This is a genomic window from uncultured Sphingopyxis sp. (genome assembly GCF_900078365.1).
In the GTDB taxonomy this organism is placed as follows: domain Bacteria; phylum Pseudomonadota; class Alphaproteobacteria; order Sphingomonadales; family Sphingomonadaceae; genus Sphingopyxis.
This window is the reverse complement of record NZ_LT598653.1, coordinates 1,288,353-1,313,464: the sequence shown is the minus strand read 5'-3', so window position 1 is coordinate 1,313,464 and position 25,112 is coordinate 1,288,353. Positions and strand designations below refer to the sequence as shown.

General features: G+C 66.1%; 31 protein-coding genes. 18 read left to right on the top strand and 13 right to left on the bottom strand.

What is annotated here, in order from left to right:
• The first annotated feature begins 3 nt into the window (after positions 1 to 3).
• The gene (locus QZL87_RS05925) at positions 4 to 597 is read left to right on the top strand and encodes a uracil-DNA glycosylase family protein (protein ID WP_295325229.1); all 594 of its coding nucleotides are present in this window, start codon (positions 4 to 6) and stop codon (positions 595 to 597) included.
• 21 nt (positions 598 to 618) lie between these two features.
• Here QZL87_RS05925 and trxC read toward each other — a convergent pair whose 3' ends face one another.
• Entirely contained in the window at positions 619 to 1,083 is a 465-nt protein-coding gene (gene trxC, locus QZL87_RS05920; protein WP_295325226.1) for a thioredoxin TrxC, read from the bottom strand.
• Positions 1,084 to 1,529: 446 nt separating this feature from the next.
• Here trxC and QZL87_RS05915 point away from each other — a divergent pair, with 446 nt between their 5' ends.
• From QZL87_RS05915 to gnd, 3 genes are all read left to right on the top strand, one after another.
• The gene (locus tag QZL87_RS05915; protein WP_295325222.1) at positions 1,530 to 2,471 is read left to right on the top strand and encodes a VPGUxxT family thioredoxin-like (seleno)protein, type 2; all 942 of its coding nucleotides are present in this window, start codon (positions 1,530 to 1,532) and stop codon (positions 2,469 to 2,471) included.
• A complete protein-coding gene (locus QZL87_RS05910; RefSeq protein ID WP_295325219.1) occupies positions 2,447 to 3,259 on the top strand; it encodes a transglutaminase-like domain-containing protein in 813 nt (270 codons plus the stop codon). The genes QZL87_RS05915 and QZL87_RS05910 overlap by 25 nt, the downstream gene beginning before the upstream one ends.
• A gap of 198 nt (positions 3,260 to 3,457) precedes the next feature.
• A complete protein-coding gene (gene gnd / locus QZL87_RS05905; RefSeq protein WP_295325215.1) occupies positions 3,458 to 4,438 on the top strand; it encodes a phosphogluconate dehydrogenase (NAD(+)-dependent, decarboxylating) in 981 nt (326 codons plus the stop codon).
• A gap of 25 nt (positions 4,439 to 4,463) precedes the next feature.
• Here the strand turns inward: gnd and QZL87_RS05900 are convergent, their stop codons facing one another.
• Positions 4,464 to 4,763, bottom strand: a complete 300-nt coding sequence (locus QZL87_RS05900; protein WP_295325211.1) for a hypothetical protein — start codon at positions 4,761 to 4,763, stop codon at positions 4,464 to 4,466.
• 220 nt (positions 4,764 to 4,983) lie between these two features.
• Here QZL87_RS05900 and QZL87_RS05895 point away from each other — a divergent pair, with 220 nt between their 5' ends.
• Entirely contained in the window at positions 4,984 to 5,265 is a 282-nt protein-coding gene (locus tag QZL87_RS05895; RefSeq protein WP_295325208.1) for a DUF427 domain-containing protein, read from the top strand.
• Between the two features lie 53 nt (positions 5,266 to 5,318).
• On the opposite strand, the gene QZL87_RS05890 is transcribed toward QZL87_RS05895, so the two are convergent.
• The 4 genes from QZL87_RS05890 to QZL87_RS05875 all read right to left on the bottom strand — a co-directional run bounded on the left by QZL87_RS05890 (position 5,319) and on the right by QZL87_RS05875 (position 9,564).
• Positions 5,319 to 6,755 (bottom strand): MFS transporter, encoded by a 1,437-nt coding sequence (locus tag QZL87_RS05890; RefSeq protein WP_295325204.1) that lies wholly within the window; start codon positions 6,753 to 6,755, stop codon positions 5,319 to 5,321.
• 128 nt (positions 6,756 to 6,883) lie between these two features.
• On the bottom strand, positions 6,884 to 7,801 hold the full coding sequence (locus QZL87_RS05885; protein WP_295325200.1) for an NADP-dependent oxidoreductase: 918 nt from the start codon (positions 7,799 to 7,801) through the stop codon (positions 6,884 to 6,886).
• Positions 7,802 to 8,033: 232 nt separating this feature from the next.
• A complete protein-coding gene (locus tag QZL87_RS05880) occupies positions 8,034 to 9,257 on the bottom strand; it encodes a PLP-dependent aminotransferase family protein (RefSeq protein WP_295325195.1) in 1,224 nt (407 codons plus the stop codon).
• 40 nt (positions 9,258 to 9,297) lie between these two features.
• The gene (locus tag QZL87_RS05875; protein WP_295325192.1) at positions 9,298 to 9,564 is read right to left on the bottom strand and encodes a winged helix-turn-helix domain-containing protein; all 267 of its coding nucleotides are present in this window, start codon (positions 9,562 to 9,564) and stop codon (positions 9,298 to 9,300) included.
• Between the two features lie 69 nt (positions 9,565 to 9,633).
• On the opposite strand from QZL87_RS05875, the gene QZL87_RS05870 reads away from it, so the two are divergent.
• The 3 genes from QZL87_RS05870 to QZL87_RS05860 all read left to right on the top strand — a co-directional run bounded on the left by QZL87_RS05870 (position 9,634) and on the right by QZL87_RS05860 (position 11,662).
• Positions 9,634 to 10,047, top strand: a complete 414-nt coding sequence (locus tag QZL87_RS05870) for a cupin domain-containing protein (RefSeq protein ID WP_295325189.1) — start codon at positions 9,634 to 9,636, stop codon at positions 10,045 to 10,047.
• A gap of 15 nt (positions 10,048 to 10,062) precedes the next feature.
• Entirely contained in the window at positions 10,063 to 10,554 is a 492-nt protein-coding gene (locus QZL87_RS05865) for a carboxymuconolactone decarboxylase family protein (protein ID WP_295325185.1), read from the top strand.
• 175 nt (positions 10,555 to 10,729) lie between these two features.
• Positions 10,730 to 11,662 (top strand): AraC family transcriptional regulator, encoded by a 933-nt coding sequence (locus QZL87_RS05860; protein WP_295325183.1) that lies wholly within the window; start codon positions 10,730 to 10,732, stop codon positions 11,660 to 11,662.
• A gap of 10 nt (positions 11,663 to 11,672) precedes the next feature.
• Here the strand turns inward: QZL87_RS05860 and QZL87_RS05855 are convergent, their stop codons facing one another.
• Genes QZL87_RS05855 through egtB form a run of 4 tightly spaced genes read right to left on the bottom strand, consistent with a single transcriptional unit; the run spans position 11,673 to position 15,143 of the window.
• Entirely contained in the window at positions 11,673 to 12,335 is a 663-nt protein-coding gene (locus QZL87_RS05855; RefSeq protein WP_295325178.1) for an RraA family protein, read from the bottom strand.
• A 37-nt stretch (positions 12,336 to 12,372) separates the two neighbouring features.
• The gene (locus QZL87_RS05850; RefSeq protein ID WP_295325175.1) at positions 12,373 to 12,816 is read right to left on the bottom strand and encodes a hypothetical protein; all 444 of its coding nucleotides are present in this window, start codon (positions 12,814 to 12,816) and stop codon (positions 12,373 to 12,375) included.
• A gap of 49 nt (positions 12,817 to 12,865) precedes the next feature.
• Complete coding sequence (egtD, locus tag QZL87_RS05845; protein ID WP_295325171.1) at positions 12,866 to 13,852, bottom strand: L-histidine N(alpha)-methyltransferase; 987 nt, start codon at positions 13,850 to 13,852, stop codon at positions 12,866 to 12,868.
• Position 13,853: 1 nt separating this feature from the next.
• The gene (gene egtB / locus QZL87_RS05840; RefSeq protein ID WP_295325167.1) at positions 13,854 to 15,143 is read right to left on the bottom strand and encodes an ergothioneine biosynthesis protein EgtB; all 1,290 of its coding nucleotides are present in this window, start codon (positions 15,141 to 15,143) and stop codon (positions 13,854 to 13,856) included.
• A gap of 290 nt (positions 15,144 to 15,433) precedes the next feature.
• Here egtB and QZL87_RS05835 point away from each other — a divergent pair, with 290 nt between their 5' ends.
• The 5 genes from QZL87_RS05835 (at position 15,434) to QZL87_RS05815 (ending at position 19,342) form a co-directional block, all read left to right on the top strand.
• Entirely contained in the window at positions 15,434 to 15,985 is a 552-nt protein-coding gene (locus tag QZL87_RS05835; protein ID WP_295325163.1) for a transcriptional regulator, read from the top strand.
• A 77-nt stretch (positions 15,986 to 16,062) separates the two neighbouring features.
• Complete coding sequence (locus tag QZL87_RS05830) at positions 16,063 to 16,851, top strand: glutathione S-transferase C-terminal domain-containing protein (protein ID WP_295325160.1); 789 nt, start codon at positions 16,063 to 16,065, stop codon at positions 16,849 to 16,851.
• A gap of 69 nt (positions 16,852 to 16,920) precedes the next feature.
• Positions 16,921 to 17,436 carry a redoxin domain-containing protein gene (locus QZL87_RS05825; protein ID WP_295325155.1) on the top strand — a complete coding sequence of 172 codons (516 nt, stop codon included), beginning with the start codon at positions 16,921 to 16,923 and terminating at the stop codon, positions 17,434 to 17,436.
• Positions 17,437 to 17,605: 169 nt separating this feature from the next.
• On the top strand, positions 17,606 to 18,319 hold the full coding sequence (locus QZL87_RS05820) for an antibiotic biosynthesis monooxygenase family protein (protein WP_295325152.1): 714 nt from the start codon (positions 17,606 to 17,608) through the stop codon (positions 18,317 to 18,319).
• Positions 18,320 to 18,424: 105 nt separating this feature from the next.
• A complete protein-coding gene (locus QZL87_RS05815) occupies positions 18,425 to 19,342 on the top strand; it encodes an NADP-dependent oxidoreductase (protein WP_295325149.1) in 918 nt (305 codons plus the stop codon).
• A 44-nt stretch (positions 19,343 to 19,386) separates the two neighbouring features.
• Here the strand turns inward: QZL87_RS05815 and QZL87_RS05810 are convergent, their stop codons facing one another.
• From QZL87_RS05810 to QZL87_RS05800, 3 genes are all read right to left on the bottom strand, one after another.
• The gene (locus QZL87_RS05810; protein ID WP_295325146.1) at positions 19,387 to 20,016 is read right to left on the bottom strand and encodes a glutathione S-transferase; all 630 of its coding nucleotides are present in this window, start codon (positions 20,014 to 20,016) and stop codon (positions 19,387 to 19,389) included.
• Positions 20,017 to 20,049: 33 nt separating this feature from the next.
• Complete coding sequence (locus tag QZL87_RS05805) at positions 20,050 to 20,340, bottom strand: DUF2218 domain-containing protein (RefSeq protein WP_295325143.1); 291 nt, start codon at positions 20,338 to 20,340, stop codon at positions 20,050 to 20,052.
• A gap of 67 nt (positions 20,341 to 20,407) precedes the next feature.
• Positions 20,408 to 20,929, bottom strand: a complete 522-nt coding sequence (locus QZL87_RS05800; protein ID WP_295325140.1) for a hypothetical protein — start codon at positions 20,927 to 20,929, stop codon at positions 20,408 to 20,410.
• 465 nt (positions 20,930 to 21,394) lie between these two features.
• Here QZL87_RS05800 and QZL87_RS05795 point away from each other — a divergent pair, with 465 nt between their 5' ends.
• The 5 genes from QZL87_RS05795 to QZL87_RS05775 all read left to right on the top strand — a co-directional run bounded on the left by QZL87_RS05795 (position 21,395) and on the right by QZL87_RS05775 (position 24,907).
• Complete coding sequence (locus tag QZL87_RS05795; protein WP_295325137.1) at positions 21,395 to 21,823, top strand: DUF1810 family protein; 429 nt, start codon at positions 21,395 to 21,397, stop codon at positions 21,821 to 21,823.
• A gap of 121 nt (positions 21,824 to 21,944) precedes the next feature.
• Positions 21,945 to 22,562, top strand: a complete 618-nt coding sequence (locus QZL87_RS05790) for a sulfite oxidase-like oxidoreductase (RefSeq protein ID WP_295325135.1) — start codon at positions 21,945 to 21,947, stop codon at positions 22,560 to 22,562.
• A complete protein-coding gene (locus QZL87_RS05785) occupies positions 22,562 to 23,317 on the top strand; it encodes a ferredoxin reductase (RefSeq protein WP_295325132.1) in 756 nt (251 codons plus the stop codon). Before QZL87_RS05790 ends, QZL87_RS05785 begins: the two co-directional genes overlap by 1 nt.
• Entirely contained in the window at positions 23,314 to 23,586 is a 273-nt protein-coding gene (locus QZL87_RS05780) for a DUF6510 family protein (RefSeq protein WP_295325129.1), read from the top strand. Before QZL87_RS05785 ends, QZL87_RS05780 begins: the two co-directional genes overlap by 4 nt.
• A 97-nt stretch (positions 23,587 to 23,683) precedes the next feature.
• A complete protein-coding gene (locus QZL87_RS05775) occupies positions 23,684 to 24,907 on the top strand; it encodes an alpha/beta fold hydrolase (RefSeq protein WP_295325126.1) in 1,224 nt (407 codons plus the stop codon).
• The last annotated feature ends 205 nt before the right edge of the window (positions 24,908 to 25,112 follow it).

Below are 25,112 nucleotides of genomic sequence, written 5' to 3'. Positions count from 1 at the left end.
CGGATGGAGCGGGATGATGCTCTCTTGCGGGACGAAATCTCGGCTTGCAGCTTTTGTGCGCCCTATCTGCCGCTCGGACCTCGCCCGGTCACCCAGTTCAGCGGGACATCGCGCATTCTCATCATCGGGCAGGCGCCGGGCACCAAGGTGCATGCCAGCGGTATCCCGTGGGCCGACGACAGCGGCGATCGATTGCGCGAATGGACCGGGCTTGCCCCCGAGGCATTTTATGATCCGGCCAAGGTGGCGCTGGTGCCGATGGGCTTTTGCTATCCGGGCAAGGCGGCAGGCGGCGACGCCCCTCCCCGCCCCGAATGCGCGCCGCGCTGGCATCGCCGCATTCTGGACAGGCTTCCCGCCGACCGCCTCACGCTGCTGGTCGGTTCCTACGCACAGCAGGCCTATCTTCCCAGGGATGCCGGCAAAACGCTCGTTGAACGCGTGCGCGGATTCGAGCGCTTCGCACCTGCCGTCTTTCCCACGCCGCACCCGTCGTGGCGAAGCGCGGGCTGGCAGAGGCGCAATCCATGGTTCGAGGCGGAACTGCTTCCGGCGCTGCGGGCCGAGATCAAACGCCGGCTCGACCAGAATGGATAGCCAAGCCCGCGGCGAATGACCTTAAAGGCTGGTCACGCCTCGGTGAGAAAGCGCCTTTTGGGCCCAGGCGACGATCGCCGTCGTCGGCATCGCGCCGGACTGCCGCGCTATTTCCCGTCCCTTGTGGAGGATCATCAGCGTCGGAATCGATTGGATAGCATATCGCTGCGCGAGGCCGGGCTCGTCTTCGGTGTTGAGCTTGGCCAATCGCAGGATGGGCCCGAGTGGAGCGGCAGCGGCGGAAAACGCCGGCGCCATTTGCCGGCAGGGCCCGCACCACGGCGCCCAGAAATCGACCAGCAGCGGAATGTCCGATCGCTCGGCGAGTGCCGCGAAATTTCGCGGTGTAAGGACTGCCGGTTCTTGCCCGGACAATGCCAAACCGCACCGCCCGCATTTTCCCTCGGCCGCGGTCTTGCCCGCCGGCACACGGTTCGTTGCTCCGCATGCGGCGCAGCCCACCATCCTGCTGTTCGCGGTCGACATAGAGTTTCCTCCCTGCATTTTTCTGATAACTCGCAAACGGGGTCCTGTTGGTGACAATCGTTTCGCGCGATATCCTCACCCGGCGAGGCGCGCCGGCAACCCGCGCCCGTAACCCCGAAAGCCGCGGTGCCGAGCGACACATGGGCGGGGCTCCCCGGCGCGACACGGAAGCGCGGACACCGCGCCGTCGGCATCCACCCGCGCGAAGAGAGATCAAGGCCATGAACGCGTCAACACGCAGATTCGATGCCATCACCATTGTAGCCGGCCAGGCCGGCCCATCGCTCGCCGGCCGGCTCACCGGGGCGCGTTGATCGAGCGAAATACGGGCGATACCCGCGTGAATAGGGGCTGCATGCCGACCGAGAAGCCAAGGTCGCGGCGCCTGTTATTGTATTACAAACGAACCTTACTAAATTATCGGCATGCAACAAAATCCGATTAGCGTGCGCGAGCACGCCGAGCTCGGCGATGTCGCGTGGCTGCGCGACCATGATCGCGGTCTGGCGCTTGCGGCCGAGCTCGGCAAACCCGTCTTGCTGTTGTTCCAGGAAGTTCCCGGCTGCTCGAGCTGCGTGCGCTTCGGGCAGGATGTCCTGGCGCATCCGCTGATGGTGGAGCTGATCGCCGATCGCTTTGTACCGGTGGCGATCTTCAACAATCACCCCGGCGCGGACGCGGAGCTCCTGCGCCGCTACGGCGAGCCGTCATGGAACAACCCCGTGGTACGGTTTCTCGGACCCGATGGCGCCGAGCTCCTGCCGAGGCTGGCCGACCGCCATGACGCACCGGGCGTGCACGAGAGGATCACGGCGATACTCGAACTGCTCGGCGAGGATGTGCCGGGCTATGCCCGCTTGCTGGGGCGCGATCTGCTGGTCGAACATGGTCTCGGCAAATGCGCGACCTACACGACGCCCTGCTTCTGGTCGGGGGAAACGAGCCTCGCGCAGCACCCCGCGGTCATCACGACCGATGCCGGCTGGGTCGATGGCGAGGAGGCGGTTCGGGTCCATTTCGATCCGCGCCAGGCGACGCTGCCCGATCTCGACGCCTATGCCCGCGTGGAAGGGTTCAGCCCGATTGCCGGGGATGGCTTCGAGGTCGATCGCGAGCCGCAATTCTATCTGCGCAAGCATGCCGCCCGCTATCTGCCGCTGACGGCGGCCCAGCGCACGCGGATCAACCTGGCAGTGCCTTACAAGGATTCGCTCGGCGAGCTGCTCAGCCCGCAGCAGGCCGCATGGCTTGCCGATCCACGGCTGCAGCAGACGGGCCGCGACGAAGCCTATCGCGAGGATATTCGCATGAGCTGGCCGACGCTGGTTTCCAAGCTCGGCCTCATCGGGAAGGAAGAGGGATCATGGACATCACCGCCATCGGCCTGATCGAGGACGAGGATATTCTGCTCGATCTCGGGGCGCTCGCGCTCAGCCACCTTGATCACGCGAGCGCGGATATGGCCCCTTATCTCGCGATGCTCGAAGCGATCGAGGACCGGCTGTGCCGGGCCGGGCGCAGCGCGCTTCTTTCGGGCGAGCGCGCTGCGATACTGTCGCGGGTGCTGCACGGCGAATTCGGATTTGCCGGCGACGCCGGGGCTTATGATGCACCGGTCAATGCCGATTTCATCCGGGTGCTCGAACGCCGCCGCGGTCTGCCGATCGCGCTTGCGATCCTCTATGTCGCGATGGCCCGCCGGGCGGGATGGAGCGCCTATATCCTCGATCTGCCGGGGCATGTGCTCGTCGAGGTGGGCGAGAAGAATCCGGTGGTGATCGATCCTTTCGCCGGCGGCGACAGGGTGCCGGAGGCGCAAATCGCGGCGATCCGCGAGGCTTGCCTTGGGAAGGCAGGCGGTGCCGCCGCGCCCGGCATCCCCAGGTTGAGCAATCGCGACGCGCTGGCGCGGCTGTTGAACAACCAGGCTGTTCGGGCGGAAAATGGAAGCGACCTGCAGCGCGCCCTCGCCGTCTATCGGCGGATTACCCGCGTTGCGCCGGGGGCGGTCGATGCCTGGCACGGACTTGCCCGTCTGCAACTCGCGTTCGGCGATGTCGCGGGAGCGAGGGCAAGCCTCTTCGCCATGTCCGAAGTCGCCCCCGATGAAACGAGGCGCCGCCATATCCTGGAGGCATTTGCATCGCTCGATCCAACCGGGCCCGTCGCGCCATAGCGCCGCACGGCCCGGGCTTCCGGGTCAAGATTTGAGGCGGCCGGCATGGAAGGACCGGGATTTTCCGATTTGCAAATCCCGGCGGCCCGATATGCAAGTGGCGGACGAGATCATCTGTAACGGCGAAGCTCCCCCACCCGAGCAACCATGAACCGAGCGAGGCAGCAGGGCATAGCTCGTTTCGAACCGGAGAAGCACATGAAGATCGGCATCATCGGCCTTGGCCGCATGGGAAGCAATATAGCGCGGCGGCTTATTCGGCACGGGCATGACGCGGTCGTCTATAACCGGACTTCGCAGGCCATCGACGACCTTGTCCGCGAAGGCGCGATCGGTGCGACCGGACTGGCCGACATGCGCGCGAAGCTCGACAAGCCCGCGACCTTCTGGGTGATGCTGCCCGCGGGGCAACCGACCGAGGACATGATCGCGGCGCTGGCCGATATCGTGCAGGAGGGCGATATCGTCATCGATGGCGGCAACAGCCGTTACAAGGACGACGCGCGCCGCGCCGAGGCGTTTGCGGAAAAAGGTGTCCGCTATCTCGACGTCGGCGTGTCCGGCGGCGTGTGGGGGCTCGAGCGAGGCTATTGCATGATGATCGGCGGCGACAAATCGGCGGTCGATCATCTCGATCCGATCTTCGACGCGCTCGCGCCGGGGCTCGGCACGATCCCCCGCACCCCCGACCGCAGGGAAGCGCAGGATCCGCGCGCCGAAAAGGGTTATATCCATGTCGGCGCCGCGGGTTCGGGACATTTTGTGAAGATGGTCCACAACGGCATCGAATATGGGCTGATGCAGGCTTATGCCGAGGGCTTCGACATACTCAAGAGCCGGTCGTCGGACAGACTCCCCGCGGCCGAGCGTTTCGACATCAACCTCACCGATGTCGCCGAGGTGTGGCGGCGGGGCAGTGTGATATCGTCGTGGCTGCTCGATCTTTCGGCGGCAGCGCTCGCCCGCGACCAGATGCTCGAACAATTCTCCGGTCATGTTTCCGATTCGGGCGAAGGACATTGGACGATCGAGGCGGCGATGGAAGAAGCGGTGCCGGTCCATGTGCTCTCCGCGGCGCTGTTCGCACGCTATCGCAGCCGGGTCGAACACACTTTCGGCGACAAATTGCTGTCCGCGATGCGGTTCGGTTTCGGCGGTCATGTCGAAATGCCGCAATAGGCGCGGGCGACCGGCAGTGCAGCGATCAGCGCGCTGCCGGGACGGGCCCCCGCGCCCTATCCGCGCGATAGCCGAGAACGAAGGCGGTGACCTTCTCAACGGGCATTTCGCAGGGCCTGTGCACAATCTTGCCGCTCGCCGGCCGATAGAGGTTCAGGCTGACGATATCGGTTCCGCCAAGCTCCCTTCCGAAGAGCGACCATCTTCGCCCGTCGTCGGACCGTTTGATCGCCACCCCGTAGCGGCGCGCCGAATAATATCCCTCGCCATAGCCGAGGGGAAGCGCCTCGAGCGCCGCCATGAACCCGTCGTGATTGTCCGGCATCGCTGATCGGCTCCTTCGCAGCCCTTTGAGCTCGAAGCCCGGCTGTCCCAGGTTACATCGCCCACCCCGATATGCCGGTTGCCCGCCCGGGGGCCGGCTCTTTGTAACGCCCATCCGGTCGCCGACGAGCTATAACGGGAGCCGGGCCAGACGATCGACGCGTCGTCCGCGGGACCGACGCGAAACCGATCACCCCGGGCTTGAAAGAAGGATGGGACGCATGGTGCAGGCACGATGGAATGGCGCAACGATCGCCGACAGCGACGCGACGATCGTGATCGAGGGGAATCATTATTTCCCGCCCGATTCGATCGACCGCGATTTCCTCCAGGAATCGGCGCACACGACGGTCTGCCCCTGGAAGGGAACCGCGCATTATTACACGCTGAGCGTGGACGGCGCGCTCAACCCGGACGCGGCCTGGACATATCCCGATCCGAAGCCCGAGGCCGAACGCATCCGCAATTATCTCGCCTTCTGGAAGGGCGTCGACGTCGGATAATCCTTACCGCCGGGGCGCACAGCCGATCGAAACCGGCCGAACGAGCACCCGCGTCAGCCTCGCGGGATGAAATCGACATGCGGCCCCGGTTCGATGATGAAGACCGCGAGCGCCGCGAGGAGGCTGGCGATCGCCGCGCCGATCATCGCGGCGTAGAAGCCGGAAAACAGTTGCGGACCGCCCTGCTGGAGCACGCCGCCAAGCATCGCGATCGCGATGAGTGACCCGGCGCGCGAGACCGCACTGTTGATCCCCGCCGCGGTGCCGGCACGATCGGCATCGACGGAGGTGAGAACAAGCGTTGTCAGCGGCGCGATCGCGAGACTCATTCCGAGCGCCAGCAACAGGATCGGGGGAAAAATGTCCTCCCAATAGGCGGCGTTCGAACCGATGCCGAGCGACAGGAGGCACGCCGATGCTACGACGGCGGCGCCCGCGAAGAGCGGCAAACGCCGGCCGAAGCGGCGACAGAGCGTTCCCGCGAGGGGAGAAACGGCGGTGATGAGCAGCTGAAGGGGGAGGAATGCGAGACCCGCCAACGAGGCCGGCAGCTGCGCTCCGCGGATCATCACGAACGGGATCAGGGTGAGCATGACCGCGAACGCGCCATAGAGGAGCGCGGTGAAGAGGTTGGCGCCGACAACCGACCGCGAGGCGAAGACCGAGGGAGGCAGCATGGCCCTTTCGCCAAGACGCCTTTGAGTGAGGAAAAGGGCTGCGAGGCAGCTCAGGCCCGCGAGCAGGGCGGCGAACACCCAGGTGCCGGAACCGGAGCCGTTGGTCAGGCCCGTCAGCCCCGCGCCGAGCCCGCCGAGTCCGACGATCGAAAGCACTGCTCCGCCGGCATCGACCCGGGCGCCGCGACCTCGCCGATCGCCTGGTATCCAGGCTGCCCCCGCGGCGAGGGCTGCGGCAACCAGGGGAAGGAGCATAAGGAAGGCCGAGCGCCAGGACCCTTCATCGAGCATCGCGCCTGCGATGGCGGGGCCCGCGCCGCTGGCAACCGCGCCGGCGGCAGACCAGATGCCGACGGCGCGGGCCTTCCTGTCGGCCGGAAAGGCCTGTCCCAGAACCGAAAGGCCGTTCGGAAGGATCAGGGCTTCGCCCAGCCCCTGCACGAACCGGCCGGCGACGAGCGCTCCGAAGCCCGGCGCGAGAATAATCGCTCCCGCCCCCAGGCCGAAAAGCGCGATCCCCGCGAGGAACATCAGCTTATGTCCGAACCGGTCGCCGAGCGCGCCGGCGGTCAGGGTCAACGCCGCGAGCGGCAGCAGTTCGGCGTTGATCACCCATTGCAGGTCGAGCGGTGAAAGGCGCAGGTCGCGTCCGATCTCGGCGAGCGCAACCGCGACGACGGCACCGCTGACGAAAACAAGGCAACTGCCAAGACTGGATGCAGCAAGCACCATGGTGCGGCGCCGTTCGCCGACGACCTCGGGTTCGGTGAGCGCCAGGCCGCCGTCGCTGAGCGTGAGAGGCGCGCCGCTCATTGTCCGTGACCAGGTCGAACGAGGGAGGTCCGGCGGACAAGAAGCGGACAGGAGACAGCGAACCGCGCATGAAGATCGAGCGCGGCCAGGGTTTCCCGAATGGTCATCGCTCGCTCTTTCCGGCTGCCTTACGGCCGAACGCGGATGATCGTTTTGCCCCGGTGCCGCCCGGTCGGATTGAAGGCTGCAACGGCGTCGTCGAGGCTTGCGACGGTCCCGATATTCGTTCGCAGCCGTCCGTCGCGGATACGCGCGATGATCTCGCTTAGCTGGGCGCGGTCGGACTCGACGACAAAGTCGATCGCGAGGCCGTCCGCCGGCCGCTCTTCAACCGGTCCGACGATGGAGACCAGCGTCCCGCCCGCCCGGACACGCCGCGCGGACCGCTTTCCGATGTCGCCGCCGATGAGGTCGAAAACCAGATCGACCTCGCCGACATTCTCGAGCGGCTCGCTGTCGAGATCGACAAACTCGTTCGCACCGAAATCGAGCGCCGCGTCTCGGTCGGCGGCGCGCCCCGTGCCGATCACATAGGCGCCGAACTCGCGCGCGAGTTGCGTCACCATCGATCCGACCGCGCCGGCGGCGCCATGCGCAATCACCCGCTGTCCGGCGCGGACACGGCCGTGGACGACCAGCCCCTGCCACGCGGTGAGACCCGAGATCGGAAGGCTCGCGGCGGTCGCAAAGTCGACGTCGCCGGGAAGCGGTGCGAGGTTGCGCGCCTCGACGGCGACATATTCCGCGAGCGTGCCGTCGCGCGACCAGTCAGTGAGACCGAACACCCGCTGCCCGACCGACAGCCCCGTCGTGCCGTAGCCGAGGGCGGTGACGACGCCGGCCATCTCGTGGCCGGGAATCGACGGCGTTCGATCGCGCCCGAGGCGATCGGTCCAGGTCGACGGCCAACCGAGTTCGGTGTTGACGAATCCCGCCGCATGAACCTGAACCACGACGTCGTTGATCGAGGGCTCGGGCGCGGGTCGCTCGACAAGCGTCATCCCCGCCGTTCCGGCAGCCTCGTCCTTTACCACTATCGCCTTCATCATGACCTCCTCGCCTCGTCGCCCGCGCCGCGCATGATCGCCTGAAATAGCCGCCATGATCCGGGCGCGACGCCCAGCCTATCAACCTGACCGGCTCGGGCTCCGGTTACAGCCTTGACGAAATTTCCGTCCACGCCCGCCGGCCATTATTCGCCCGCGGACGCGAAAGGCGCCTGTCGAGAAGCGGCACACGGCGATCGCTAAAGCGCGGACCGCTTTCCGATTGTCTTGTTCAGCGTCCGGGCAGATCGACGAACCGGCGGATGATATCGAAGAGCCGGACACAGGCGCGGGCCATGTTTCGCGTCGGCGCGGTCGCGACACCGAGCAGGAGACCGCTGCGGGCCTCGTCGGCCGACGCATACCATGCCGATAGCGGAGATGGCGACATGCCAAATGCCAAAGCTTCGCGCGCCACTGCGACATCGGATACCCCTTTGGGCAGTTCGAGCAGCACGGCGAGACCAGGCGTTGCCATCGCCCCGGTGCTCGCGCAGGCCCGAAGGTTTTCCAGCAAGGCTTCGCGCTTCGCGGCATAGGCGCGCTTCGTCCTGCGGAGATGGCGTAGATAATGCCCCTCGCGCATGAACCCGGCGGTCGCGAGCTGAACGGCGGGCCCCGGAGGCGGCGCGAGACAAGCCGCCACATCGGCAAACCGGCCGGCGAGCTCGGGAGGCGCGACGACGAAGCCTAGCCGAAGCGTGGGACTGAGCGTCTTGCTGAACGAACCGATGTGGAGGACGCGCCCACCGCGGTCGAGCGCGGCGAGCGCCGGTGCGGCGCGGCCCGACAACTGCAGATCGCTCAGATAATCGTCTTCGATGATCCAGCTTTCGCGCTCGCTTGCCCATTCGAGCAGCCGAAGGCGCCGTTCGAGCGAGAGGGTCGCGCCGAGCGGGGCCTGTTGCCCCGGGGTGACGAGAGCAAGCTTCGCGCCGGGATGGTGACATATGCCCTGCCCGACATCGATGCCCTCGCCATCGACCGCGATCGGCGCGAGCGACAGCCCTGCAAGCTTGAGCCCCTTTCGCGACCATGGGAAGCCCGGCTCCTCGATCCACGCCGTCTCGCCGGCCAGGCGAAGGACGCTCAAGGTCAGGCCAAGCCCTGCGCTATATCCTCCGGTGATGATGACCTGCGACGGTGAACAGTGAATGCCGCGCGCGACGGCAAGATAGCCCGCGATCTCGCGCCGCAGTTCGATTTCGCCGCGCGGGTCGGGATAAAGCGGGGCGGCGCTCGCCTCCGCGCGGATCGCATGCGCGCGAAGGCGCGCGAACAAGGTGGCAGGAAATGTTTCGGTGGCCGGAACCCCCATCTGGAACAGCGCGGGCCCCTGTGTCATTTCCTGATAGAGGCTGATGAACGAGCCGGGATCGGCCAGCGGTTCGGCCTTGCGCGCGGTCCGGGGGCGCCGGGCGACGCGCGTGCCGGCGGCGCGCGATGCCTCGATCAACTGGGCGGCCGCAAAGTCGCGCCCGGCGTACCCGCCTCGATCAACTGGGCGGCCGCAAAGTCGCGCCCGGCGTACCCGCCTCGATCAACTGGGCGGCTGCGAGCTTTTCATAAGCGACCCGCACCGTGCCGCGCGAGACGCCGAGCTGCGCAGCGAGGTCCTGCCACGACGGGAGGCGCGCGCCGGGCTCCAGCACCCCCGTTTCGATGGCGGTCGCCACCCCGCTTCGAATCTGGTCGGCCAGCGACAGTCCTGCGGTTCGGTCGAGGGTCAGTTCCAGCGGCACGCTCATGGCGCCGTGGTACATGATTTTTTGAGCTTCTTGGCACTTTTCTCTGAACCATGAGCTGCCATCTTCGGGAGAAAGGAGAATCGCATGAAGCTTTCGATTTCAGCCGCCGCCGCGCTCGCGGCCCTGGCGCTTTGCGCCCCGGCGGCCGCGCATGAAAGCCAGGCCGAAACCGTCGCGCCCAAATTCGACCAGGCGATCACGAACGTCCCGGGCAAGTCGCTCGTCGTTGTCGAAGTCGACTATGCGCCCGGCGCCGCTTCGCCCTCGCACACGCATGCCCCGTCCGCCTTCATCTACGCCTATGTCCTTGCCGGCGCGATCGAGTCGCAGGTGAACGACGAAGCGCCCCGCATCTACACGGCCGGCGAGAGCTGGTACGAGGCACCGGGCGCCCGGCATCGGATCAGCCGCAATGCAAGCACGACCGAGCCCGCGAAGCTACTCGCGATCTTCGTCGTCGATTCCGGCGACAAGCCGCTCACCACCCCGGCCGGGTGAGGAGGAGGGAAAGCCGTGCCCAGGAGAATCGACTATAATCAGGTCGCCCCGCTCGGCGCCAAGGCACTCGGCGGCGTTTACGGCTATGTGGCGCAGTGCGGTCTGCCTCCCGACCTCGTCGACCTCGTCTATCTCAGGGTCTCGCAGATCAACAATTGCGCTTACTGCCTCGACATGCACACCCGCGATCTCATAAAAAAGGGAGTGGATGTCGGCAAGATCGCGCTTGTCCAGGCGTGGCGGGAAGGCGGCTCGCTGTTCAGCAGGACCGAGCGCGCCGCGCTCGCCTGGGCCGAGAGCGTCACACGCGTCGCCGAGACGGGCGTGCCGGGCAGCGCCTATGAAGCCGCGCGCGAGGTCTTCGACGAAAAGCAGCTCGTCGACCTCACGATCGCGATCGGCCTGATGAACGCCTATAATCGAATGGCGATCAGCTTCCGGAACACGCCGCTGGCCGTCTTCGAGAACGACCGGGACGGGGACAGCGAGACATCCTCGGCGAGCTGAGGGCCGGGCAGCCGGCGCCGGCGCGGCGCGAGGCTCGCCTTCGCACACTCCGCGGCGATCGGCCGAAGCCGCGTAACATTTCGTGCCTCGGCGAAGAGCTTAGGTCGAACAATCGAACAAGCGTATAGGCTGTGATCGTCCGAGCGGGCAGGTCCAGCGGCAAAGGAACCATCAGATGGCAGCATCATCGTCGACGCTCGATGCGCTCCTTGGAGCCCTTTCGGTCGAGATCGAAGCGTTCGCGGTCTGCGAGATCGGCGATGATGTCCGACTGATTATCCCGCCGGTCGACATGATCGAGGTGCATCACATTCTCGAAGGGACGCTGCATCTGACGATCGACGGAAATGAGACGGTCGAGGCCGGCCCGGGCTCGATGTTGATCGTGCCGCCCGGGCGATTGCAGCATCTTGCCACCTCGAGCGACGCGGCGCGCGACAAGGCAACCTTCGATGTCTGCGTGCCCGCGCGCGACGGCCTGCTCGTGGTCGACGCGACCGAGGGCAAGGCGCCGACCCTACGCGTCGCGTGCGGCGCCGTGACGCCCGACCGGACCGGCTCCTATGGGCCGCTGGCAAGCCTGACGCGGCCGGTCGTCGAAAATCTCGCCGACTTTCCGGTGGTGCGCGCAGCATTCGCGGCCTTGCTCGAGGAAGTCTCTTCCCCGACCGAAGGGACCCAGGCGCTGACGAGCGCGCTGATGAAAGCCTGCCTCGTCGTCCTCTTGCGCCGACATGTCGAAACGAGCCGCATCGCGGGAACCGCGCCCGCGCTCTTTCACGACGCGCGCATCGGCCGGGCGATCGCCGCCATTCTCGACCATCCCGCCGCCGACCATTGCGTGACCGGCCTCGCCAAAGAGGCGGGGATGAGCCGCTCGGCTTTCGCGCGCGAGTTCAAGGTCGCGCTCGACCTGACGCCGATGGAGTTCGTCGCCCGCGTCCGCTTGAACCTCGCGCACCGCCTGCTCGTGTCGACGGGCATCAGCGTCGAAGGCATCGCCGCCGCGGTGGGCTTCAGCAGCCGCAGCCATTTCAGCCGCCTGTTTCGCGAACATTACGGAATCGACCCCTCCGGTCTCCGGCGCAGCAGCAAGGAAAAGACCTAGGCGGCCTGGTTCAGTTTTCGGCGCTGCCCCGCTGCCGGACCGTATCGGGAGTCTCGTTCCTGATCGCGAGGAGAAAATCCTTGTCCTCTTCGTCGATCGCGTGCGCGAGGTCGAGCGCCCGTTCGATATGGCGGGCCGGAATAACGACCGCCGCGGCGCTATCCGCATAAATATAGTCGCCGGGAAAAATCGCGGTTCCGCGCAGCTCGACCGGCACGTTGACGGCGACGGGCATCAGGGCGCGCGTGCCGGCCTGCGCGGCTTCGCCGCCGCAGTAAAATACCGGATGATAGCCTGCGAGTTCACCGAAATCGCGGATTCTGGCATCGGTGAGGAGACCCGCCACCCGGTGATTGTGGAGGCGCGAAAATTTGACCCCGCCGCCGATCGACGTGTCGGCGCGGCACGGATTGTTGAGGACGAGCACCTTGTCTTCGAAATCTTCGGCGATCGCCCGGTAGAAAGCGCCCGCGAACCCCGGCATCGCCTCGTCGGCAAGATCGTCGCGATAGGGTATGTAGCGGATGGTCGCAGCGCGCCCGAACAGGATGCGTCCGGGCGTCGGGGAGACGAGATCGAGGATATGGGCCCGGTGCGAGCACAGCCGTCCGACAGCGTCGGTGAGCGCGGCCGCCGTCAAGCCTTCCAGCTTCGACCCCAGCGTATCGATCATCCTCCCCTCCCCGGCCCTTTACGCCCGCGGCGCGCGGCTAAATCACGCTTTCGATGACGAAATCGCGCCCGTTGAACGTGCAGGCATCGCCCGCCGCCTTGCCCGCGACCGCCTTGTAGAGCGGCGCCTCTGCCGAGATGCCCATCAACTCGTTGCCGTCGCAGACGAACCGGTCGCTCGCGACCGCGATCACGAAGAAGCGATCCATGATCTTCACGATCGCACCTTCCTCGATCATCTCCTTCGGACCGAAGTCGATCCGGCGAAGCCTTGCGATCTTGTCGGCATGCGCGTGCACCGGCTGGTCGAACGCTTCGGAGAGGTCTCCGGCAAGTTCGGCCTGCGCCTGTTCGTCATTCTCGATCGGCTCCGACCGATCGAGCCGCGCCGACGATACATATTCGAGATAGGCCTCGCGTGAGGCCTCGAAATGCTGCTGCTCGAGATCGAGCATCCTTTGCTTCACGCGTTGCTTGTCCATTCTGTCCTCTATCGAAATTTCCGGGGTTGCCTCATGGATATTGCCGCGTTCAGGGCGCGGACCGATGCTCGGTTGCCGCGGCGAGGATGAGCATGAAATCCTCGTCGGTGTCGGTCCACAGGTGGATCGGCGTCCACCCACCCGCCTGGAGCAGCAGCCGGGCCTGGTCGGGCGTATATTTGTGGCTGTTCTCGGTATGAATGGTCTCGCCCCTCAGCATCCGGATCGTCCGGCCCGACACGGTGAACAGGAGATCGTCCGCTGCCTCGAGGTGCATTTCGATCCGCGACCATTCTCCATTCCAGCGCGCGACATGGCGAAATCGTTCCAACGGCACGTCGCCGCCGAGTTCGCGATTGATCCGATCGAGAAGGTTGAGGTTGAAGTTCGCGGTGACACCCCCCGCGTCGTCATATGCCGCGACGAGCCGGTCGACGTCCTTGTGGCGATCGATGCCGATCAGGAGCTGCGAGTGCGCGCCGAGCGTATCGCGCATCGATCGCAAGAGATCGATCGCCGTGTGCGGCACCATGTTGCCGATCGTCGAGCCGGGGAAAAACCCGAGCCGCACGCTCCGCGGCAGCGAGCCCGGCAGCTCCACCGGCTGCATGAAATTCGCTTCGATCGGAACGATGGCAAGCCCGGGGAATTTGGCTGCGAGCTCGAGGCTCGATCGCCGCAGGAATTCGCCGGAGATATCGAGCGGCACATAGGCCGAGGCGGCCAGTTCGCGCAGCAACAGCGGAGTCTTGACCGAGCTTCCCGATCCGAACTCCACGATGACGCGGCCCGGACCGACGAGCGCGGCGATCTTGCCGGCGTGGGTTTCGAGCAGCGCGGTTTCGACGCGCGAGGGATAATATTCGGGAAGCTGTGTAATTTCTTCGAAAAGCTCGGATCCCTTCATATCGTAGAACCAGCGCGCGGGGATCGCTTTCTGCGGCTCCGCCAGGCCATGCAGCACCTCGGCCCGAAACGCGGGGTCGACGCGCTCCTCGTCCTGTCGGGCCAGTTTGAGATCGGCGTGCATCGCCATGTCAAAGATCCTTTGCCAACCGCAGTCCGGTGAACTGCCAGCGCTGATGGGGATAGAAAAAGTTGCGGTAGGACGCGCGGACATGGCCGCGCGGCGTGGCGCAGCTCCCGCCCTTGAGGACGAACTGCCCGCTCATGAACTTGCCGTTATATTCGCCGACCGCGCCCGCCGGCGCCCGGTAGCCCGGATGGGGACGGTAGGCCGACCCGGTCCATTCCCAGACATTGCCGAACAGCGACGACAGGCCGTCCGCGCCGGGCACGAACAGCGGACGGACAGTGCCGGCGCGGTCGAGCTGGATTCCGAGATAGGGATTATGGGTCCGGGCGGCCGATTCCCATTCCTGCTCGGTCGGCAATCTGGCTCCCGCCCAGGCCGCGAACGCATCGGCTTCATAGAGGCTGATATGCGTGACGGGCTCGGACGGATCGACCGGATGCCAGCCGGCGAGCGTGAAATTCTCCCAGCCATCCGCGGTACGCCGCCAATATAGCGGCGCGGCGATTGCCTCGCGCTCGATCCATGACCAGCCGTCGGCAAGCCACAGCGAAGCGGTTCGATAGCCGTTGTCGGCAATGAAACTGCACCACTCGGCATTGGTGATCGGCCGGTCGGCAAGCGCATGGGGCGCGAGATAGTGCCGGTGCGCCGGCCCTTCGCAATCGAAGGCGAAGCCATCGTTCGCGACGCCGATCTCGACCGGACCGGTTCGGCCGGCGTGCCAGGCGATGTCCGAGCCATAGGGGCGCGCCTTTCCGAACGGCGCGCACGGCCAGACCGCAGGCCCGAGCGGATTTTGAAAGAAGAGATGCTTGAGATCGGTGAGGAGCAACTCCTGGTGCTGCTGCTCGTGATGGAGACCGAGTTCGAGGAGATCGGGACAGCGTTCGGCGATCAGCGGCATCGCCGCGACGATCGCCGCGTCGACATGCGCACGGTACGCCAGCACCTCGGCGAGCGTGGGCCGGGTAAGCATCCCGCGCCGGTCCCGGCGATGAAAGCTGCCTTCGGCCTGATAATAGCTGTTGAAGAGGAAGGCCCAGCGTGCGTCGAACGGCCGATATCCGGGCACATGATCGCGAAGGATGAAGGTTTCGAAAAACCAGCTCATATGGGCAAGATGCCATTTTGCGGGCGAGGCGTCGGGCATCGACTGGACCGTCGCGTCGGCCTCCGAAAGCGGCGCGACGAGGTCGACGCTGAGCGCCCGCACGTTCGCATAGCGGGCGCGCGCGTCGTCTTCGCGGGGGCTCGCGCCCGTCACAGGTTTCGCGCCGGCTGCAAGGCCCATGATGCGACATTCTTTCAGCTTCGCGTTCCGATCGGAACAGGGTGCCGCCCGGCTTCGCCGCGCGTCTCCTTTCCAGACACGCGCGGCGGGCTCTTCGGTTACAATGGCGAGCCCCTCGCGCTTTCGATTCTTTCGCGAAGCGATCCCGCCCACGGCACCGCGCTTTTGCCGGAGATTGCTGCGGGCGACCGCCTGTAACCGCGGAGCGGTCCGGCGCGGTATTGTCATTGCCCGCCGGTCGCCGCGAAGGACCGGCATCCCCGCTGCCGGTTGCCGGAAGGTTCCAAGTCATGCGCGCGTTCATCGATTTCGAAGCATCGTCGCTGGGACGCCGGGGCTATCCAATCGAGGTCGGCTGGGTCCTTGAAAACGGCGACGAAGCCTCCTTCCTCATATTGCCGCTCGCGAAATGGACCGACTGGGATTCCGCTGCCGAAGCGGTTCACGGCATTTCGCGCGCGCAACTGGCGGCCGAAGGCGTGCCGGCGGATATCGTCGCCAATCGCCTCGTGGATGCGCTCCAGGGCCATGAGGTCCTTGCCAGCGCGCCGTCATGGGACGGCAAATGGTTGAGCGCGCTCCTCCGCGCGGCGGAGCTGCCGCGCCACGCGGTCCGCGTCCTCGATACCGACACCGCGCTCGCCGAGCTTGCCGCCGCGCTGCTTGCGCCGGTGTTGCCGTCGGGAGACGTCCACCGGGCGACCCGCAAGATACTCGCAAGCGCCGCCGAACGGTTCGCCGGGCAAAAACCCGCGCATCGCGCGCTCGCCGACGCAAAGCGCGAGCGCGAGCGCTGGCTCGCGGTCTCCGACCTCGCGCATAGCTACGCGAGCCGGTTCTGACATGACACGCGCTCCAGGCAGACCCATGAGCCGCCGGCGGAGCGCGCTCCCTGACCATCAAACCCGGTAGAGAGTCCATGATCCGCTTCTATTTTCATCCGACGCCGAACCCTGCAAAGATCGCGCTTTTTCTCGAAGAGGCGAACCTGCCCTACGAGACTGTTCCGGTCGATACGGGCAAGGGCGAGCAGCACGCGCCGGCCTTTCTCGCGATCAATCCGAACGGCAAGGTTCCCGCAATCGTCGACACCGATGGCCCCGGCGGCCGCGAAGCGCGGGTCTTCGATTCCACCGCGATCCTTCTTTATCTTGCCGAAAAGACCGGGGCGTTTCTCGGCGCGCCCGAAGACCGGCCCGAACTCCTCTCCTGGCTCCTGTTCATCGCTTCGGGACTCGGCCCCTTCTCGGGCCAGGCCGTGCATTTCCAATATGCCGCGCCGGCAGGGCTCGACTATGCCGTCAACCGGTATCGCCGCGAAGCGGAGCGGCACTACCAGGTCCTCGACGACCATCTCGCGGGCCGGAGGTTCATCGTCGGCGAGACCTACAGCATCGCCGATATGTCGGCGTGGGGCTGGCTCGACCGGGCCCCGCGCGTAATGAAGGGCGCGGAGGATTCGCTCGCCCCCTTCCCGAATCTCAAGCGGCTGTTCGAAGCGGTCGACGCGCGGCCCGCCGCAGCGCGGGCCCGGGCCATCGGCAAGGATCATCCCTTCAAGCAGGTTCATGACGAGCAAACGAGGCGCGCGCTCTTCCCGTCCAACTATCCGCCGGAAAATCCGGCGAGCCTGCTCCACGAGCGGCACGTCGCTGCCATCCATCTTCGGCACCGGAATGCGGCCCAGGCGCACGGCGACGAGTCATGAGACCTGGTCCATGCCGCATGCGCCCGTCCTCCGAACATCCCGCCAACCAAACAAGGGAGCCCCTCTGACATGCTGCGAAACGGCGATCTTTTCCCCTCCTTGTCCTTTCCGCGCGCGGGCGGCGGCGAGGTCCATCTTCCCGGCGATCTTGCCGGCGCCTACGGCGTGATCCTCTTCTACCGCGGGTCCTGGTCTCCCGCCTGCAATGAACAACTTGGCGCATTCGCGCGCGCGGCGGATGCCTTTGCCGAGGAAGGGATCAGGATCGTCTCGGTATCGGCCGATGATCGCGAGGCCACCGAGGCGCTCGTCGAGCGGCACAGGCTCGGCTTCACGGTCGCCTACGCGGCCGACGCAAAGGCGGTGTCGGCGGTCATCGGCGCCTTCGTCAACGAGGACGCCGTCTATCTCGATGCCACCGGCTTTGTGATCAATCCCGGGGGACAGATCGAAACGGCCGTCTATACGAGCGCCGAGGGCTCGGAGGACCGGATCGTCACCATATCCTATTCAAGCGGAACGGCGGGCCGCCTGCTGCCAGGCGACGTGCTGAAGCTGGTTCGCGACCTCCGGTCGAAGAGCTAGGCAGGTTGCCGCGAACGCTCGCTTGCCCGCGCGCACGGCGATGATCGCATGATCCGTCCCCAACTTGTCCTTCCGGCGATTGAGACAAGCGAAACAGGATCGCGGGCGGGCCTGTAACGCGAGCCGCCCGCGCGCCGTGCTTTCGATGAGGCAATCTGGAGAGACACGCATGTTTTCGGTGATATTCGAGCTCGATCCCAAGGCAGGGCAGCTCGATGCCTATCCCGGCAGCGCGGAGGAACTCGGCGGCGCGCTCGCAGAGACCCCGGGGTTTGTCGACAATATCCGTTACAGGAGCCTGACGCGCGAAGGCCGGCTGCTGTCGCTGTCGAGCTGGCGCGACGAGAAATCGCTCGTCCGCTGGCGGACGGACCCGCATCACCAGGACGCCGAGGTGAAGGGGCGCGCGGAAATCCTGTCGGATTATCACCTGCGCGTCGGCCAGTTCACCTATGACACGCAGCTTCCCGAGGGCTGCGAACTCCTCGAGCAACGCCTCGACCAAACCGAGGCGGCCGACGGCACTGCGATCACGCTCATCGATGCAAGCCAAAGCCCCGAATGGACCGGCGCGCGCAACCCGCAGGAACTCGCGACCTATCTCGGTTTCGATCACAATTCCCATGGAGACTGCATCTCGTGGGACGTGCTCGAAGCGATCGCCACGCCCGGAGCCATTCTTCTCTTCGTCCTGTGGAAGGACCAGGCGTCCGCGATGACGTTCGCGCAATCGGCGATCGTTCCCGACGACGCCCGGGTGCGAGCCATAAGGGTCGTCCGCGATTATTCGATGTTCGATCGGCGCGAAGCACCCCAGTTTTTCCCGGACGCGACTGGTCCCGTTCGCGGCTCCGGACCGCCAGCTGCCGGCCAGGAGCCATAACCGAGGCCGGTCCGCTTCCGGCTGACAGAAGGGAAAGTGCTGCGGCCGCGCAGCGGCTTCCAGGGGCTGTGTCGGGCCGGCTGGCCCAGGCAAAGGAGATTGGAGATGAAGGCGATCGTGGTGACCGAACCCGCGGCCGGGACGGCCGGCATGCGGCTTGTGGACCTGCCCGCGCCCGAGCCCGCGATCAACGATGTCATCGTCGAGATATATGCTTCGGGATTCACCTCGGGCGAGCTGACATGGCCTTCGACCTGGACCGACCGTCTCGGCCGCGACCGGACGCCGGTGATCCCGGGGCAGGAACTCGCCGGCGTGGTTACCGCGCTCGGCTACGGGACCCGGGGGCTGTCGGTCGGACAGCGGGTATTCGGCCTGACCGATTCGTACCGAAGCGGCACCTTGGCCGAATATGTCGCCATCGAGGCCCGCAACCTCGCGCCGCTGCCGGGAGACGTCGACTTTACCGTCGCCGCGGCCGCGGCGATGCCCGGGCTGACCGCCTGGCAAGGACTGGTCGACCATGGCGGCCTTCAGCCGGGGCAGACGATCCTCGTGCATGGCGCGGCAGGCGCCGTGGGATCGATGGCGGCACAGCTCGCCCGCGATCTCGGCGCCCGTGTCGTCGGCACCGGGCGGGCCGCCGACCGCCAACGGGCGCTCGACTATGGCGCGCACATGTTCGTCGATCTCGAAAGGGACGTGATCGAGGATGCCGGCGACGTCGACATGGTTTTCGATGTCATCGGCGGCGAGATCGGAGCGCGGTCGGCGCGGCTGATCCGTCCCGGCGGCAAGCTGGTGACCATCGCCGGGCCGACCGATGCGCGCCCCGCCGACGGCATGACGATCGATTTCGTCGTCCTGCCCGACCGCGGGCAACTGCGCGAGATCGCCCGGCGTCTCCGCGACGGACGGCTGCGGACCAACATCGGAACCATCGCGTCGCTCGACGAGGCCATCGCCGCCTTCAATCCAAAGGAACGCCGCGCGGGCAAGACGATCATCCGGGCCCGCCCGTGAAGATGTGAAAATGCGGCGGGGTGCCGGCGCGCTTCCCGATCCCCTCACCCTTTCGCATAGGCATAGGGGCCGCCGCGCTCGATCGCCTTCCTGTAGGCGGGCCGCGCCTGGAAGCGCGCGACCCACGCGGCAAGTTCGGGCAGGTTCGATATGTCGGTGAAGGTCGCGGCAAGCTCGCCGACGAAGCTCATCTGCACGTCCGCCGCGGTCAGCGCGCCGCCGAGCAGAAAGTCCCGCCCTCGCAGGCGCTCGTTGATATAACCGAGGTTGAGCGCGAGTTCATGGTCGACGCGGCGGTGCAGCGGGGTCGCCATCTTGCCGAAACTGTTGGCGATCGGAAGAATTACGAAGGGGAGCGATGCGGACCCTTCAGCATAGTGCAGCCAATGCACATAATCGTCATAGTCCAGGCTTTCCGGATCGGGCCTGAGCCGCCCCTTTCCATAGTGGCGGACGATATAGTCGATGATCGCCCCCGATTCCGCGATCGCCCGTCCATCGTCGGTGATCACGGGCGATTTCCCGAGCGGATGGACCTGTTGCAGTTCTGCCGGCGCCTGCCGGCTGTGCGCGTCGCGCCGGTAGAACTGGATGTCATAGGGTACGCCCAGCTCTTCGAGGAGCCAGAGAATCCGCTGCGAGCGGGATTCGTTGAGGTGATGAACGGTGATCATCGCGTCGCTCTGCCCTTTCTCGCAGCGCTGAAATCAGGAGAGCTGGTGCCAGACGCAGCGAACGCCCGCATCGCGTCCGGCCACCCGGTCGACATGGGTGGCAACCGCCGCCTTGAGCGCTTCGAAGCGGTCGGCGTCCGAACCGACGAGCCGCAAGGTCAGACTGTCGCCGTCGGCGGTCATGACAAGCTCGCCGCCCGGCAGCTGGACCTCGCCGGTAAGCGGGTCGTAGCGCACCGGGTAGCTGTGATTCCAGCCTTCCGCGACCTCGATCAGATAGCGACTGGCTTCGAGCGTCGCGATACGGGCTTCGGCTTCAGGCAATGGAGGTCTCCTTTTTTTCCGGATTCAGGGCTGAAAGCTACTCGCGCACGGCCGCACCGACGTTACATCAATGGGATCGCTTTCCGGGCGCCGCCGACCAAGTGGGCGCGATGATTTCGACCCGCGCCATCCGCCGCCGCTTCAGCAGCGCAAGCGCCGTCTCCGAGGCGCGTTCGAGCTGCTCCCGGCCGGCAAATGTCTCGATCGTATAGGCGCCCCGGATGAACATCCGGAGCTCTGCAGACGCGGCGGCCACGAGATCGGGCGGCCAGCGACAGAGAAGAACATAGGGCCAGCCTTCATCGGGCGGTCCATAATGCGCGACCATGATATGATCGGCAGAGAAGGTCGAGGGGCGCGCGGCGAACTGGTCAAGCCATGCGGAAATCTCCCCCTCTCCTTCGAGACGGGCATCGAGTTCCTGCTGCTCCGCGATCGTCTCGACCAGGATCGGATGGTGGTTTCCGGGCGGCAGCGCCGGGCTGCCGAATTCTTCCGGGATATCGATCATCAGTATATCGGGCATCGCGGGGATCGGCCGCAGATAGAAGGCGCGGCGACGCGCGACACCAGTGCTCAGCGAGACCATATGCGATCCAGTCCATCTATCAGCGCGACCTTGTGTTGATTTTCACCTTTGTCATGGGAGATGAACAGGCGATCCCTGTTCCGACGACCGGGCCACCCGGGCCGTTCGCCGCGCAGGTGCGCTTCCTTCATCCGCTCTTCGATCGGCGGTTGGCGCGGGATCGATAGACTGCTCCTTTTTGGCGGAGCGACGCATTTCAAGAATAACCAGCCCGAAGCGGACCGCGGTTACAGGCCTTGCGCAATTTTTCAGGCGATGGCCGTCCCGGCGTTTCAAGGCGCGCGCATGGGCCGGACTGTTCCAAAAGGCCCCCGTCGGGCAGGGTGTAACGCCTGGCGGGTCTTCGCCGTGTTTCCATCCGTGCCAGGATCATCGAACGGATTGGTCGCTTCCGGCGGCGATCCTGGCGCATCCGTTTCCGACCGGCCCGAAGATCCGATCCCGATCCAGTGAAAGCATCGCCCGATGACCGATGAATATGAACTCCAACGTTTCGTTGACGCACAATCCGCCATCTATGAAAACGCGATCGGGCAGTTGCGCGGCAAGGCTCTCGATCCTGCCTGGATGGCGTTCGTCTTTCCGCGTTTCGTAAATTGCTATCACGATCCCTCCACCGAGACCTTCGCCATCGGCTCGCTCGACGAGGCACGCGCCTATCTTGCGCATCCCCTGCTCGGCCCGCGCATGCGCGAAAGCATCGCCGCGCTGGCGTGGTTGCATGACCTCGATCCCGCGGAGGTTCTTTCCGAGCAGGATCGTCAATATCTCCATTCCTCGCTCACCCTTTTCGGGGAAGCGACCGCGGAGCCGCTGATGCGGCAGATGCTCGCGCTCTGGTTCGACTGCCGTGCCGACGAGACGACGATGGTGCAGCTGGATCTTCGGCCATGACCGCGCGGCCTCACAAAAGAGCGCCTGCCCGTTCGCCCCGCGTCCGCCGCGCGAACCGGCGGGCCGTGCCCGCGGCGATCGCGGCGCCCCGATCGCAATATTGACGCTGCGGAGAGACAGGATGGCTATTACCCGAGGCTTCAAGGGCCGCTCCCGACCGGATGCAGCGACGCGGTCGCGCGTACCGCCCGGCCAATATGTCACGTCGGACTTTCCCGTCCTTACCGCCGGCCCCACGCAGCATGTACCGCCCGGCGACTGGACCTTGTCGCTTCACGCCGCCGGCCGGCCCCTCGCGCAATGGTCATGGCAAGACTTCGAGGCGCTGCCGCAGACCGAGATCGTCACCGATATCCATTGCGTGACGAAATGGTCGAAACTGGGCACGCGCTGGCGCGGCGTCACCTTCGACGACCTGCTGCGCGCGGCCGGGCTCGATGAACCGCCCGCCGCCTTCGTCATGGCGCATTGCGACGGCGGCTATTCCACCAATTTGCCGGTCGCCGATCTCGTCGCCGGCAGGGCGATGGTCGCCACGCATTATGACGACCTTCCGCTGACATCGACGCACGGCGGACCCGCGCGCCTGCTGGTGCCGCACCTTTATTTCTGGAAAAGCGCGAAATGGGTCCGTCGGATCGCGTTTCACGAAGCCGACAGCCCCGGTTTCTGGGAATCGCTCGGCTATCATATTCGCGGCGATCCGTGGCGAGAGCAACGCTATGACGGAGATCGCTGATGCCCGAACCGGCACCGGGGCTTCCCTGGCTAACCGCGACGGTCACGGACCTTCGCGCCGAGACCGATGCGGCCAAATCGATCGCCTTCCGGGTTCCGGGCTGGCCGGGTCATCTCGCCGGACAGCATATCGATCTGCGCCTGACGGCGGAGGACGGCTATGTCGCGCAGCGGAGCTTTTCGCTCGCCTCGCCGGCGGGAAAGGGCTCGATCATCGAGATCACGGTCCAGCGCGTCCCCAACGGGGAGGTCTCGCCTTTCCTGCTCGAGGAACTGCGGATCGGCGACGAAATCGAGCTGCGCGGCCCGATCGGCGGCTATTTTACCTGGTGCCCTCCCGGCCCGCGGCCGCTGATGCTGATCGGCGGCGGCTCGGGTGTCGTGCCTTTGATGTCGATATTGCGCACCCGGCATCAGGCGCGGGACAGCGGAGCGGCGCGCCTGCTCTATTCGTCCCGTTCGGCCGACCAGATTCTCTACGAAAGCGAGCTTGTCGGGCTTTCGGCTTCGCCCGGCGCGCCGCTGATCGTCCACACGCTCACCCGCGGAGCACCGCCGGGCTGGACGGGCGAGCGGGGCCGGATCGACAAGGCGATGCTGGCCCGCCGCGCGATCCCGGCAGGCGAAGCCCCCGACATCTTCGTCTGCGGCCCGACGCCGTTCGTCGAGGCGGCGGCCGATCATCTGCTGTCGCTCGGCCACGCCGAGGATCATATCCGCACCGAGCGATTTGGCCCCACGGGAGACGTAAAATGAGTGACGACGCCATGACGCTCGACGGCAATGCCGCCGCGGGCGCGCTCGGTTCGCTGTTCGCGTTCGATGTCACCACCGCGATCGTGCATTGCGGCCATTGCCATGCATCGGGGCCGCTCGCCGAGCTCAGCCTTTATGGCTCGCCGCGTGCCATGGTGCTGCGTTGCCGCCGCTGCGACACTGTCAATATCCGGCTTCTCGAGACCGACCGATCGATCAATCTCGATCTGGGCGGCGCTGCGCGGATCGAGATCGCACGCAGGCGCTGATCGCCCCTTTCTGGTGCGCGGCTTGTCGCCGCCGCGCGCCGGGGGTCGCGGGGCTGCACGCGCCGGCCGCCCTGCAACGATGCGACGGGAGAAAACGATGCCAGGCCTGGATTTCCTGTTCGATGCCGAGGATGGCCGCCGCGTCATGGGAAGGCTCGAGACACCCGGCGCGACCCCGCGCGGCTGGGCCATCTTCGCGCACTGCTTTACCTGCGGCAAGGACAGCCTCGCGGCAGCGCGCGTCACCCGCGCGCTCGCGCGCGCCGGTATCGGGGTGCTCCGGTTCGATTTCGCGGGAAGCGGCGGGCGCGGCGCGGCGTCCGAAAGCCCGATGTTCGGCGCGAATGTCGGCGATCTCGTGGCCGCCGCCCGCGCCATGACCCGAGCCGGCATGCCGCCCGCGCTTCTCGTCGGCCACAGCTTCGGCGGCACGGCAGCCTTCATCGCGGCGGGCGAGCTTCCGGAGATAAAAGCGGTCGCAACCATCGCGGCGCCTGCCGATGCCGCGCATGTCCTCAGCCAGTTCGCGCCCGAGGATCTCGAACGCATCATGGCCGAAGGTGAGGCGGAGGTGGCGATCGCCGGCCGGCCGTTCACGATCCGGCGCAGCTTCCTGGCCGAGGTCCAGGAGCAGGACGTCGAGGCCAAGGTGGGAACGCTCGGGCGCGCGCTTCTCATCATGCACGCTCCGCTCGACACCGTCGTCGGCATCGACCATGCATCGCGTCTCTTCCTCGCGGCGCGCCATCCGAAGAGCTTCGTTTCGCTCGACCAGGCCGATCATCTCCTGACCAGGATCGAGGATGCGAACTATGCGGCGGGCATGATCGCGGCATGGGCGAGCCGCTACCTTCCGCCGCTCGTCGCCGACGTGCCGCAAGTCGAGGTCGCGCAGGGCGTCTCGGCGAGCGAAACCGGCGCCGGCGCGTTGCAACTCGAAATCCGAAGCGGCGACCACCGGTTGCTGGCGGACGAGCCCGTGTCGGTCGGAGGCCTGGGGAGCGGGCTGTCACCTTATGAGCTGGTGGCGGCGGGACTTGCCGCCTGCACCGTAATGACCATGCGTCTCTACGCCAATCGCAAGGGCTTTCCGCTCGCCCGCGCGCATGCCGTCGTCGAGCACAGCAAGATGTCCGGGATGGAACCCGCGGACCGTTTCACACGCACGATCAGGCTCGAGGGACCGCTCGACGCGGATCAGCGCGAGAAAATAGTGGCGATAGGCGATCGCTGTCCGGTGGACCTGACGCTGATGCGCGGATCCGACGTCCAGACACGCCTCGCCGAAGCCGCGGAAGCCCCCCTCGAGGGTGTTGAGTGATCCGGCGAAGAGCGGTCGACGCCTCAGCCGAGTCGGGCGTCTCGCGCCGTCCAAAAGATGTGTTCCCACCTCTTCGCGTGCCGTGGACTCCACGCGCGGTGCGGTGCCGTCCAAACTTGCTCCGCAGGTCCGCAAAGCAATGGAAACAAGTCGGCTCGCAGGTCATGGTCGGCAGCGGACAGACGATCCCGGCGCGATCCGGAAT